Annotated in this window: 12 protein-coding genes; 9 read left to right on the top strand and 3 right to left on the bottom strand. The window is 39.8% G+C overall.

All coding sequences use genetic code 11. From position 1 onward, the window contains the following. The 4 genes from L647_RS0118825 to L647_RS0118810 all read left to right on the top strand — a co-directional run. Positions 1-951: aminotransferase class I/II-fold pyridoxal phosphate-dependent enzyme (locus L647_RS0118825; RefSeq protein ID WP_024612413.1), on the top strand; the 951-nt coding region annotated here is incomplete at its 5' end. A gap of 237 nt (positions 952-1,188) precedes the next feature. Beyond that, the gene (phhA, locus tag L647_RS0118820; RefSeq protein WP_024612412.1) at positions 1,189-1,986 is read left to right on the top strand and encodes a phenylalanine 4-monooxygenase; all 798 of its coding nucleotides are present in this window, start codon (positions 1,189-1,191) and stop codon (positions 1,984-1,986) included. A 36-nt stretch (positions 1,987-2,022) separates the two neighbouring features. Next, positions 2,023-2,367 (top strand): 4a-hydroxytetrahydrobiopterin dehydratase, encoded by a 345-nt coding sequence (locus tag L647_RS0118815; RefSeq protein ID WP_024612411.1) that lies wholly within the window; start codon positions 2,023-2,025, stop codon positions 2,365-2,367. 253 nt (positions 2,368-2,620) lie between these two features. After that, on the top strand, positions 2,621-3,706 hold the full coding sequence (locus L647_RS0118810; protein WP_024612410.1) for a hypothetical protein: 1,086 nt from the start codon (positions 2,621-2,623) through the stop codon (positions 3,704-3,706). Between the two features lie 130 nt (positions 3,707-3,836). Here L647_RS0118810 and dapD read toward each other — a convergent pair whose 3' ends face one another. The 3 genes from dapD to map form a co-directional block, all read right to left on the bottom strand. Beyond that, complete coding sequence (dapD, locus tag L647_RS0118805; RefSeq protein WP_002958324.1) at positions 3,837-4,664, bottom strand: 2,3,4,5-tetrahydropyridine-2,6-dicarboxylate N-succinyltransferase; 828 nt, start codon at positions 4,662-4,664, stop codon at positions 3,837-3,839. A gap of 9 nt (positions 4,665-4,673) precedes the next feature. Continuing rightward, positions 4,674-7,292, bottom strand: coding sequence for a [protein-PII] uridylyltransferase (glnD, locus tag L647_RS0118800; RefSeq protein ID WP_024612409.1), 2,619 nt, complete (start codon positions 7,290-7,292; stop codon positions 4,674-4,676). Between the two features lie 81 nt (positions 7,293-7,373). After that, positions 7,374-8,159: a type I methionyl aminopeptidase gene (gene map / locus L647_RS0118795; protein ID WP_024612408.1), complete on the bottom strand. Its 786-nt coding sequence runs from the start codon at positions 8,157-8,159 to the stop codon at positions 7,374-7,376. A 270-nt stretch (positions 8,160-8,429) separates the two neighbouring features. Here map and rpsB point away from each other — a divergent pair, with 270 nt between their 5' ends. From rpsB to L647_RS0118765, 5 genes are all read left to right on the top strand, one after another. Continuing rightward, positions 8,430-9,158 (top strand): 30S ribosomal protein S2, encoded by a 729-nt coding sequence (rpsB, locus tag L647_RS0118785; RefSeq protein ID WP_024612406.1) that lies wholly within the window; start codon positions 8,430-8,432, stop codon positions 9,156-9,158. Between the two features lie 104 nt (positions 9,159-9,262). Further along, positions 9,263-10,114: a translation elongation factor Ts gene (gene tsf, locus L647_RS0118780; RefSeq protein WP_024612405.1), complete on the top strand. Its 852-nt coding sequence runs from the start codon at positions 9,263-9,265 to the stop codon at positions 10,112-10,114. Positions 10,115-10,271: 157 nt separating this feature from the next. Then, on the top strand, positions 10,272-11,021 hold the full coding sequence (pyrH, locus tag L647_RS0118775; RefSeq protein ID WP_008168615.1) for a UMP kinase: 750 nt from the start codon (positions 10,272-10,274) through the stop codon (positions 11,019-11,021). 14 nt (positions 11,022-11,035) lie between these two features. Then, a complete protein-coding gene (gene frr / locus L647_RS0118770) occupies positions 11,036-11,593 on the top strand; it encodes a ribosome recycling factor (RefSeq protein WP_024612404.1) in 558 nt (185 codons plus the stop codon). Positions 11,594-11,651: 58 nt separating this feature from the next. Further along, positions 11,652-12,431: an isoprenyl transferase gene (locus L647_RS0118765; RefSeq protein WP_024612403.1), complete on the top strand. Its 780-nt coding sequence runs from the start codon at positions 11,652-11,654 to the stop codon at positions 12,429-12,431. Positions 12,432-12,438 lie beyond the last annotated feature (7 nt).

Genomic DNA, 12,438 nt, shown 5'->3' with positions numbered 1-12,438 from the left:
GCCGCAGCTGCAACCGCAACCGGAATGGGGGCAGTGTCTGCGTCGGTATTAAGCTTTTTATCGCAAGGAGATCACCTTGTTGCTTCAAGTGCTTTATATGGATGTACCTTCGCGTTTTTCTCGCATATGTTGCCGCGCTGGGGAATCGAAGTCACTTTTGTTGATATGACTAACGAAGCCGAATTACGCGCAGCAATTAAACCTAATTCAAAAATGATATTTGTAGAAACACCCATTAACCCCACCATGGCAGTAATCGATTTAGCACTTATTTGCAGTGTAGCAAAGCAGCACAACTTAATTAGTGTGGTCGACAACACCTTTTTAACGCCTTTACTGCAATCGCCTAAAAAATACGGCATTGATATAATAGTGCACAGTGCAACTAAGTACTTAAACGGGCACGGCGATGTAGTAGCGGGTATTGTATGTGGCTCGCTTGAGCATATAACGCTTATTAAAATGACCGTATTAAAAGATATTGGCGCAACTATTAGCCCACATGACGCATGGTTAATTAACCGAGGTTTAAAAACCCTTGCTATAAGAATAGAGCGCCATTGTCAAAGCGCACAAATTATTGCCGAATATCTAGAAGCACATCCACAAGTGAGCACCGTATATTATCCAGGGCTTAAATCGCATCCTGGTCATAAGTTTATTGGTAATCAAATGAAAGCCGCTGGTGGTGTTATTGCATTTGAAATAAAAGGCACGTTACAAGACGGCGCGCAGTTTATTGATAGTATGAAACTTTGTACTTTAGCAGTAAGTTTAGGTGATGCTGAAACTCTTATTCAGCATCCAGCTTCAATGACTCACTCACCTTATACTCCCGAAGAGCGAGCTGCAGCAGGAATAAGTGATGGCTTGATCCGTCTATCAGTTGGGCTTGAAAATGTTAACGATATTATTGATGATTTAGACCATGCTTTCACTCAAATTCAATAGCTGTATTTAAATGTGTACAGTGTTTTTGCTTCTGTAGACCTTTATTTAAAGGTCTGTATTTTATTGTGGTCACTGGTGTAAATTTATATTTACGAATGTTGTGATCGTGCCAATTACAGATGTTAGCCTACCTATTAAACTTCTCTTCACTTTTGCATAGTATGGGGTCATTCGATATTTGATTGATTTTAAGTATCACACTTACACCGATTTAAGGTTAACCCCAAGAAGGTACTTATGGCTAAAGCAAGTAAATACACCTCCAAAACACCAGACGAAAATGGGGTTATACATTGGAGTGATGAAGAAAATAAAATTTGGTCTGAACTCGTAGCACGTCAACTTAAATGCATAGAAGGCAAAGCGTGTAACGAGTACATGGAAGGTTTAAAAGTAATTAACCTGCCACACGATCGCATTCCGCAATTAAGCGAGTTGAACGAAGTGTTGCTAGCAACTACCGGTTGGCAAGTAACCCCTGTTCCAGCGCTTATCGACTTTGATGAGTTTTTTAGATTACTTGCTAATAAGCAGTTTCCTATTGCAACGTTTATTCGAAGCCGTGAAGAATTTGACTACCTGCAAGAACCAGATATTTTTCATGAAATATTTGGTCACTGTGCAATGTTAAGTAACCCAGACTTTGCTGAGTTTACGCATAAATACGGGCAGTTAGCTTACGCAGCGCAAAAGAAAGACCGTGTATACCTTGCACGCGTTTACTGGTTTACAGTTGAGTTTGGTTTAATGCAAACCGAAGATGGCTTGCGTATTTACGGCGGCGGTATTTTATCAAGCCCAGGGGAGACACAATACGTGTACTCAAATACACCAGTAATCAGCCCAATGAATGTGCTTGATGTACTGCGTACTCCGTACCGTATTGATATTATGCAACCACAGTACTACACCATAAATTCGATTCATGATCTGTTTGATATATCGCAAATGGATGTTATGACTTTGGTTGAGCGAGCTAAAGAGCTTGGCTTGCACGACCCAAAATTTCCACCAAAAGAAAAATTAGCCAGTTAAACATTAATGCTAAAAAGCTAAAAGTAAGGATTTAGAATGACTTCATTAAGTGCACAAAAATGCGAAGCCTGCCACGTAGATGCGCCAAAAGTATCTGACGAAGAGTTAGCGCAATTAATTACTAAAATCCCAGACTGGGTTCCAGAAGTACGCGACGGCATTATGCAGCTTGAGCGTGTTTATAAATTTAAAAACTTTAAACAAGCTATCGCGTTTACTAACAAAGTCGGTGACATGGCTGAGGACGAAGGTCATCACCCTGGTTTATTAACCGAGTGGGGCAAAGTAACAGTTACATGGTGGAGCCATTCAATTAAAGGCCTACACAAAAACGATTTTATTTGCGCAGCTAAAACAGACGACGTATTTAACGCGCTGTAAACCACCCTAATTGAGCAAACCAACAAAGGCACTTATTTTTATAAGTGCTTTTTTGGTTTTGGAGTGGTTATTAGCGTAGGTTGGGTAGAGTGAAACGAAACCCAACGAATCTTTAATGAACTTATTTACCTCGGTGCTTTTTTTACCACCAATACTTTCTTTCGACCTAGATTAAAACATTCCTTTTTTCTTTATACGTTTATATTTTTAGTGATATTTTAGAGTTAATAACGAGCTTCAGAGTGAAAATTTAATGATAAAGGTGATCAAGGATGACAAGATTTCTGACTTTAGAGATCTAGTAAATTCCAATTCAAGTTTTGTTTATAAGTCTTATAATAACAAAAATGATAAAAATCAATGGAATATAATTTGTTCTTGTATGGATTGGATCACTGTATCGATTAGGTATTTACAATATCCTCCAGGATTAGAGGAAAATATTGATATGCGTGTTATGCAGATGTTTTCTTTAATTTCTGCGATAGATCTTGTTTCAGAATCAATAACCCAACTACACCGAGTGTTTATAAACCCAAAGACTTTACCTTTCTCTGGTGAAAAAGAATGTTTCACAAATCGTTTATTTGACGAGGATGATAACAGTTATTTCAAATCGATAAGAGCCTCATTTGGCGCGCATCCAGTAAACTTAAATCATACAGATTGTAAAAGATTTGCTAGTTGGCCTTACGATAACCACATGGAGAATGGTGAACTTACTGTTAATTTATATAGTAATAAAGTGGGTGAGAGTGATTTAGTTATGGTTCTTAACTCTAACGAGCTGTTTTGCTTTCTTCTTAAGAGGTATGACTATCTAGATGTTTTATCTCAAGCAATAACAAAATTATTTAACGATTTTAAGCTGAATTTAACTAGGCAACCTATAGAGACTAAATCATCCAATTTAGAACAGTTATATATTTTAAAAAACGAGTCTGAGATAAGGTTAAACAATGATTATTATAATGATGTTATTGATAATTTAATTATGGTTTACGAAGCAGAACCTTTAGAGACAAATCTAGAAATTAAAGCTACCAATTATAGAAAGTCACTAGAGCCATTAATTGATGAAATAAAAATAAACCTTCAATTAATGAATATTATAGATTTGGATAATGATGGGCTTCTTGAACCCAAGTCAGATCTCAGTCGAAAGCTAAGTTATGAGTTAGGGAAGTTTTACAGTTGGCTGCATGAGAATCGCTATGATCCATTAGCTAATTATTACTTAAAAAGATTTAATAAAGAAACAGACTACATGTATGACTTTAAGATAGAAGATCCAGTTAATACGTTATTTATTAAGACAAAAATAATGCTACTTGATTGAGAGTTTATTGCCATAAACAAAAAAGCTCCAAACCCAAAGGCTTAGAGCTTTCTATATACAATTAAAGTTTAGCTAAAACACTTAACTTTAAAGTATCGTTGGGTTTCGTTTCCCTCAACTCAACCGACGATTACTCATCAATTGAGCGTAGTAGGGCGTTGATGCCTACTTTTTCACGTGTTTGCTTATCTACTTTCTTCACGATGATTGCAGCGTAAAGGCTGTGAGTGCCATCTTTTGAAGGTAGTGCGCCTGGTACAACTACTGCGCCTGCTGGTACACGACCGTAGTGAATTTCGCCTGTTTCGCGGTCATAAATACGGGTGCTTTGGCTGATGTAAACGCCCATTGAAATTACCGCGCCTTCTTCAACAATTACGCCTTCCACAATTTCAGAACGTGCGCCAATAAAGCAGTTGTCTTCAATGATTGTAGGGTTAGCTTGTAAAGGCTCTAAAACGCCGCCTATGCCTACGCCACCTGATAAATGTACGTTCTTACCAATTTGTGCACACGAGCCTACAGTCGCCCATGTATCAACCATGGTGCCATCGTCAACGTATGCGCCAATGTTTACGTACGATGGCATAAGTACTACGTTTTTACCTACAAAGCTGCCTTTACGCGCTACTGCGTTTGGCACTACGCGCATACCGCCTTGCTGAAACTGCTCTGGCGTGTAGTCGCTAAATTTAAGTGGTACTTTGTCGTAAAACTGGTTTACGCCGTCGTTCATTGGTTGGTTGTCGCGAATACGAAACGACAGTAATACTGCTTTTTTAAGCCATTGGTGTACAACCCATTCACCTGATATTTTTTCAGCAACGCGTGCTGCGCCGCTGTCAAGTAAATCTAGTGCGTCGATAATAGCTTGTTTTACGTCGCTTGATACTGTGCTTGGGCTAATGCTATCGCGGTTGTCCCATGCGTTTTCGATCATCGTTTTTAAATCTGACATGTGTGTCCTCTATTCTGTTTCGGCGTTGAATTTTTTACGTAATGCCTGATGAATCTTTGCTTGCTCTTCATCAGTCAGTGCTTGGTATTCGTTATTTGATACAACAAAGAAATCCTCAGCACGTTCACCTACCGTGGTAATACGGGCAGCGTGAATGTGTAGTAAATGCGCTTGGAAAACTTCGGCTATTTTGGTCAATAAACCTTGTATATCGACGGCTTGAATTTCTATTAAGCTGCGGTCTTTACGTGCATGTGGTCGCAGTATAATTTTAGGTTTAATATTAAAGTCTTTAAAGCGCTGTGAGCGGTTCTTTTTAAAGCGTATTTTTCTACGAGGGTCGCTAAGCGCTTGCTCTAATCCGCGTTTAATCGATTGCGCACGCCCACTTGCAATAGGCTCGCCATTAACTTCCAGTATTACAAAGCTAAATAGTACGTAGCCATCTTTGGTGGTAAGCACCTGCGCATGCTGTATTTGCGCTTTTTTAGAGCCAATTACACTCACCAAACGCGCAAACAATACGCTAGAATATGGGCTGTATACAAACACTTGTGTACCGCCGTGCATTGCTCTATTTGATACAACAACACTAGGCTGGCTTAAGTCGGGGCTATTTAATAAATGCTCACTTTGCCACGATATTTGTTGTTCGCTAAAAGCGGTGTAGTAATTTGCTTTAAAACGACTCCAAATTAAATCAATTTTTTCCTCAGCATAGCCTAAGTTAATAAGGCGCTGTTTTGCTTGGTGTTTTTTATCACGAATTTGGTCGCGTTGATCCATCGGGTTTTCGAGCCCTAATCGCAATGCGCGTTGCGTATGCAAGTAAAGCTCACGCAGTAGGGTGTTTTTCCAATCGTTCCATAGGTTATCGTTTGTTGCGCGTATATCGGCAACGGTTAAACAATATAGGTAGTCGAGTTGGCGCTCTGTTTTTATGCGTGTTGCAAAGTCTTTTATTACAGCAGGGTCGTTAATGTCTTTACGCTGCGCAGTAACCGACATAAGTAAATGGTTACTTACAAGCCATGCAACTAGCTTAGCATCAGCCGATGAAAAACCATGTAATTTAGCAAAAGCTATAGCATCGACCGCGCCGAGCTCTGAGTGATCGCCGCCACGCCCTTTGGCTATATCATGAAAAATACCGGCTAAATAAAGCAGCTCAGGTTTATCCATTCGAGTGACAATTTCACTACAAATAGGAAATTCGCTGATACCTGTTTTATTAAAATATTGGTATATATTTTTAATTAGCTTGTGGGTGTGCTCATCAACAGTATAGGCATGAAATAAATCAAATTGCATTTGCCCAAATATATTTCGCCATTGCGGCAAATAGGCAGCAAGCATGCCGTGTTTATGCATTAACGTAAACGCGCGACCCATGCCGTTAGGGTGTTTAACAAGACGTAAAAAAGCTTCACGACACGCTGCGTAATCTTGTAAATCGCCCAATAAACGACGGCGTACTTGGCGAATAGTTCGAATAGTACTTGGGTAAATATGCGTTATTGCTGGGTTGTCGGCTATGTGCTCAAATAATACAAAGAGTTGGTCACGTCTAAAAAATACTGACGGATCTTTAACTCTTATTTGATGACCAACTTGTTCAAAGTTTCTGTCGAGTTCTATCACCATATTTTCACTACTTTCGGGCATTATACTTTGTTCAAAGTATGAAAGTAGCATTTGGTTTAGTTCTCGTACGCGGCTCATTATTCTAAATAAGCGTTTCATCATACGTTCAACAGACGCTTTGCCGTCGCTACCAAAACCTAAAATTTCAGCGGCTTGGGGTTGATGATCAAACAATAAGCGGTTTTCGGCTCGTCCTGCGGCTAAATGCAGTGCAAAGCGAATGTTCCATAGGTTTTCTAGACACTCTGAGAGCTCTTGAAACTCTTCGTGAGTTAAGTAGCCGTGGCTTATTAACTCTTGCAGAGTTTCTGTTCTAAAGTGCTTTTTTGCTACCCAAATAATGGTTTGCAAGTCGCGCAGACCACCTGGGTTTTCTTTAATGTTTGGCTCAAGATTATACGCGGTGCCGTGGCACTTTCTGTGACGTAAGTTTTGCTCTTGAACTTTAGCAGTAAAAAATTCACCAGAGCGCCATACTGGTGTTTCGATAATATGCATTTTGAGTTTTTCAAACTCAATGTGATTACCAAATATAAGGCGACTTTCGAGTAAGCTGGTGGCAAAGGTGACATCGTCACGCTTTTTTTCAATTGCTTGATCTATTGTATGTACGCTATGACCTATCTCTAAATTGAGATCCCATAACATAGTGACAAACTGACCTATTTTTTCACACACTTCTTCACTTGGTTGCTGTGTAACAAGTAACAAAAAGTCGATGTCGGAGTAGGGGTGCAGTTCTCCGCGCCCATATCCGCCTACCGCAATTAATGCTAAATCAGATTCATGAGCTAAATCGTAAACATGAAACAGTTTGATAAGTAGGCGGTCAATAAACTCAGCCCGGGCATTAATTAAATTCCCAACCGGTTGTTTAGAAAATTCGTTATGTAACCATTTATAAAAATAGCTAGAACAATCGCGATAATCACTCAGTTGTTCAGCATCGCTAAGCAACTTTTTTACTTTGTTGGGTAATGCCACCTGGGCGAGCTCCTGTTATTGGGCGTGTTAACTTTTTAGCGTTACAATTCGTTAAATCTAAAAAGTCACATGCCCTTATTATTAGTGTTCTATGATCCTGTCGATTGTATCATCTGATCGTAGCGTTAAAATTTCAACACCATTTTCAGTCACTAATAATGTATGTTCCCACTGTGCAGACAAACTACGGTCACGTGTTACCACAGTCCAGTCATCTTTAAGTAGTTTACATTGGCGTTTACCCGCATTAACCATAGGCTCAATAGTTAAACACATACCTGCTTTTAATACTTCGCCAGTACCTGCTCTACCGTAATGCATTACTTGTGGCTCTTCATGAAAGCCAGCGCCAATACCATGACCACAGTATTCACGTACGATTGAGTAGTTAAAACCTTCAACATATTTTTGAATAGCTTCGCCAATATCACCTAGGCGTGCACCTGGTTTAACCATTTTAATGGCAAGGTATAAGCTTTCTTGTGTTACTTCTGAAAGACGTTTGCCTTGAATATTTGGTGTACCAACGTGGAACATTTTTGATGTGTCGCCGTGGTAACCATCTTTAATTACGGTTACATCAATATTAACGCTGTCACCATCTTTTAATGGTTTATCGTTTGGGATTCCATGACAAATAACATGGTTTACTGATGTACAAACCGATTTTGGAAAGCCATGATAATTTAATGGAGCAGGGACTGCTTCTTGCACATTAACAATAAAATCATGACAAAGTGTATTTAGTTCATCAGTGGTAACACCAGGCACTACATGTGGGCCGATCATTTCAAGTACATCTGCCGCTAAGCGCCCAGCTACGCGCATTTTCTCTATTTCTTCAGGGGTCTTGATAATAGCGCTCATTGAGGCTCCAAAATTGAGTTTTGAATATTTATCGCTGCATAATTTTTGCACGCGATGTTGAGTATTTAATTTTAATATGGTATAAAGCGCGCCGTCTTTTTACAAATAAATTCTTAAATGATTTTTTGTATTTAAGGCAAACACAATTTGATTTTAACACACACACGTATCGTCACATACACTTGGGTGCATTTGAAGTTTAAATACTTCGGTGTTGGTGCTATGGGATATGTGGAGGCCTAACCCTAACAACTATAGAGGATCTATAAAATGGCAAACGTTTCAATGCGCGATATGCTTCAAGCTGGTGTTCACTTTGGTCACCAAGCTCGTTACTGGAACCCTAAGATGAAACCTTTCATCTTCGGCACACGTAACCGTGTACATATCATCAACCTTGAGCAAACAGTACCAATGTTCAATAACGCACTTAAGTTTTTAACTGGTGCTGCTTCAAACAAAGGTAAAGTTCTTTTCGTTGGTACTAAGCGCGCAGCAAGCGAAGCAGTAAAAGAATCAGCTATCGCTAGCGATCAGTTTTACGTTAACCACCGTTGGTTAGGTGGCATGTTGACTAACTGGAAAACAGTTCGTCAATCAATCAAGCGTCTTAAAGACCTTGAAGCACAAAGCCAAGACGGTACTTTCGAGAAATTAACTAAGAAAGAAACGTTAATGCTTAACCGCGAAATGGAAAAGCTTGAAAAAAGCCTTGGTGGTATCAAAAACATGGGCGGTCTTCCAGACGCGCTTTTCGTTATTGATGCAGACCACGAGCACATTGCTATCCGTGAAGCTAACAACCTAGGTATTCCAGTTGTTGCAATCGTTGATACTAACTCTAATCCAGACGGCGTTGATTTCATCGTTCCTGGTAATGATGATGCTATCCGTGCAGTAAGCCTTTACACAAGTGCTGTTGCCACTGCTATCACTGAAGGCCGCGAGAATAACATCGTTGCTCAAGCTGAGAAAGACGACTTCGTAGAAGCTGAGTAATTAGCTGTCATCAAGTCTTCATCTTTTTAAGGTGAAGGCTTGCTATTCTTGTAGAGCGGGTAACCCGCTTATCTAAACCAGAATTCAGATTTGAGGATTTACTAATGGCTGTAACTACTGCCCTAGTTAAAGAATTACGCGAGCGCACAGGCGCTGGCATGATGGATTGTAAAAAAGCGTTAACTGAGACTGATGGCGACATCGAGTTAGCGATTGAAAACATGCGTAAAAGTGGCGCTGCTAAAGCTGCTAAAAAAGCAGGTAACATTGCTGCTGAAGGTACTATCATCATCAAGCAAAATGCGGGTGTTGCAGTACTAGTAGAAGTTAACTGTCAAACAGATTTCGTTGCAAAAGACGTAAGCTTCTTAGCATTTGCTAATAAAGTTGCTGACGCTGCAATTGCTGACACAATCTCTATCGAAGACTTACAAGCTAAGTTTGAAGAAGACCGTGTTGAGCTAGTTACTAAAATTGGCGAAAACATCAATGTACGTCGTTTACAGTACGTAACAGGTGAAAACCTAGTTGAGTACCGTCATGGCGATCGTATCGGTGTTGTTGTTGCGGGTGTTGCTGATGAAGAAACACTTAAGCACGTTGCAATGCACGTTGCTGCATCTAGCCCTGAATACCTAACACCTTCAGATGTTCCAGCTGATGTTGTTGCTAAAGAAAAACAAGTACAAATCGAAATCGCGATGAATGAAGGCAAGCCTGCTGAAATCGCTGAGAAGATGGTTGTTGGTCGTATGAAGAAATTCACTGGTGAGGTTTCTCTTACTGGTCAAGCTTTCATCATGGAACCTAAAAAATCTGTTGGCGATATTCTTAAAGAGAAAAACGCAACAGTTACTAGCTTCGTACGTGTAGAAGTTGGTGAAGGTATCGAGAAGAAAGAAGAAGATTTTGCTGCTGAAGTTGCTGCTCAAATTGCTGCTGCTAAAGCTAAGTAAGATTACTATTTGTGAAGCAAAAGGAAATTAGATGCAATTAAAGTACTATTTGGTTTTGCTTCGCAGCTAGAAATTCTTTAAAATAACCGCGCTTTTATGTTTAACATAAGCGCGGTTATTTTTTATCCATAATTCAATAAAAGTTGGCCCCAATACTATGATTATCAATCGCAAACCTATTTTTAGACGTGTTCTTCTCAAATTAAGCGGTGAAGCTTTAATGGGAGACGCAGGCTTTGGCATCGATCCAAAAGTTTTAGATCGTATGGCTCAAGAGATCAAGGAGCTGGTAGAACTCGACGTAGAAGTGGGTTTAGTGATCGGTGGTGGTAACTTTTTACGCGGCGGCTCTCTTGCCGAAGCGGGTATGAATCGCGTAGTTGGCGATCATATGGGCATGCTTGCAACCGTTATGAATGGTTTGGCAATGCGTGATGCATTACACCGTGCATTTGTAAATTGTCGTTTAATGTCGGCTATCCCATTAAATGGTGTATGTGATGCATACAATTGGGCTGAAGCAATTAGCTTGTTAAAAACAGGTCGCGTTGTTATTTTTGCAGCGGGCACGGGTAATCCGTTCTTCACTACCGATTCTGCTGCGTGTTTACGCGGTATTGAAATTGAAGCCGATACCGTAATTAAAGCAACTAAAGTTGATGGTGTTTACAGTGATGACCCTGTTAAAAATCCAGATGCAACGCTTTATACCCACTTAAGCTACAATGAAGTTATTGATAAAGAATTAAAAGTTATGGATTTAGCTGCGTTTACTTTGGCACGCGATCATAAAATGCCACTAAGCGTATTTAACATGAATAAATCAGGCGCGCTTAAGCGTGTTATTATGGGTGAAGAAGAAGGAACCCTTATTTCTTCACAAGCCTCAGATGAAATAATCAAATAGATTAGGATTGAACCGTGATTAACGATATTCAAAAAGATGCGCAAGAGCGCATGCAAAAGAGTGTAACAGCACTAGGCAGCCAGCTATCTAAAATTCGTACTGGTCGTGCTCACCCAGCGATATTAGACGGTATTATGGTGTCTTACTACGGCGCGCCAACACCTTTAAACCAAGTTGCAAACGTAACGATTGAAGACTCTCGTACACTTGCTATTGGTGTTTTCGATAAGTCATTAGCGCAAGCTGTTGAAAAAGCAATTATGGCGTCTGATTTAGGTTTAAACCCTATGTCGGCAGGTACTGTTATTCGTGTACCACTTCCTCCACTTACAGAGGAACGTCGTAAAGATTTAATTAAAATTGTACGCGCTGAAGTTGAGGGCGGTCGTGTTGCTGTTCGTAATATTCGTCGTGATGCAAACGGTGATTTTAAAGCGTTACTAAAAGATAAAGAAATTTCTGAAGATGAAGCGCGTCAAGCAGAAGATGCAATTCAAAAGCTTACAGATAAATTTATCAAAGATATGGATACTCATTTAGCAGCGAAAGAAACTGAATTGATGGAAATCTAAGCAACTAAAATTATTAGTTTTGAAACGCCGTCTGGGGTATACTAGGCGGCGTTTTTTTATGGAATACTCGATATTTATGGCTCTAGACGCTGATACAATTTCACAGCAATGTTTACCCAAACATGTTGCTATCATCATGGATGGTAATGGACGTTGGGCACAAGCTAGAAAAAGACCTCGTGTATATGGGCATAAAAAAGGCGTGGACGCTGTGCGTCAATCTGTTCAGTTTTGTACTAAGTTAGGAATACAATCTTTAACCTTATTTGCTTTTAGTAGTGAAAACTGGCGCCGCCCTGAAGACGAAGTAAATACTTTAATGGAGCTTTTTTTGTTTGTTTTAACAAAAGAAGTAAAAAAGCTTCACAAAAACAATGTAAAACTGACCATTATTGGAGACTTATCACGATTTTCTGAAAGTTTACGTAGCAAAGTATATGCTGCACAAGAACTGACTGAAAATAACACCGGGTTGCGTTTAAATGTTGCAGCCAATTATGGTGGACGTTGGGATATTGCCAATGCTGCAAAGCAATTAGCGTTGCAAGTAGCACAAGGTTTACTTAACGCAGAAGATATTACCGAAGAGCGTTTAGCACAACATATAAGCATGGCAGATCAGGCTGAACCTGATTTACTTATTCGCACAGGTGGCGATGTTCGTATTAGTAACTTTTTACTATGGCAAACGGCTTACGCTGAACTTTACTTTACCGAAACACTTTGGCCTGACTTTAATGAAGCAGCATTTGCTGAGGCTATTGCGTGTTACGTTGCCAGAGAGCGACGTTTTGGTTGTACGGGCGAACAAATAAAACAATTACTCGCTCAAACCTAAATAGAAT

The organism is Pseudoalteromonas sp. TB64 (assembly GCF_000498095.1).
In the GTDB taxonomy this organism is placed as follows: domain Bacteria; phylum Pseudomonadota; class Gammaproteobacteria; order Enterobacterales; family Alteromonadaceae; genus Pseudoalteromonas.
This window is presented reverse-complemented; position numbering and strand designations above follow the sequence as displayed.

What these genes read in the sequence shown, in the direction of transcription:
- phhA (WP_024612412.1), top strand. Translation starts at nt 1,189, where the DNA reads ATGGCTAAAGCAAGTAAATACACCTCCAAAACACCAGACGAAAATGGG.
- L647_RS0118815 (WP_024612411.1), top strand. Translation starts at nt 2,023, where the DNA reads ATGACTTCATTAAGTGCACAAAAATGCGAAGCCTGCCACGTAGATGCG.
- L647_RS0118810 (WP_024612410.1), top strand. Translation starts at nt 2,621, where the DNA reads ATGATAAAGGTGATCAAGGATGACAAGATTTCTGACTTTAGAGATCTA.
- dapD (WP_002958324.1), bottom strand. Translation starts at nt 4,664, where the DNA reads ATGTCAGATTTAAAAACGATGATCGAAAACGCATGGGACAACCGCGAT.
- map (WP_024612408.1), bottom strand. Translation starts at nt 8,159, where the DNA reads ATGAGCGCTATTATCAAGACCCCTGAAGAAATAGAGAAAATGCGCGTA.
- rpsB (WP_024612406.1), top strand. Translation starts at nt 8,430, where the DNA reads ATGGCAAACGTTTCAATGCGCGATATGCTTCAAGCTGGTGTTCACTTT.
- tsf (WP_024612405.1), top strand. Translation starts at nt 9,263, where the DNA reads ATGGCTGTAACTACTGCCCTAGTTAAAGAATTACGCGAGCGCACAGGC.
- pyrH (WP_008168615.1), top strand. Translation starts at nt 10,272, where the DNA reads ATGATTATCAATCGCAAACCTATTTTTAGACGTGTTCTTCTCAAATTA.
- L647_RS0118765 (WP_024612403.1), top strand. Translation starts at nt 11,652, where the DNA reads ATGGAATACTCGATATTTATGGCTCTAGACGCTGATACAATTTCACAG.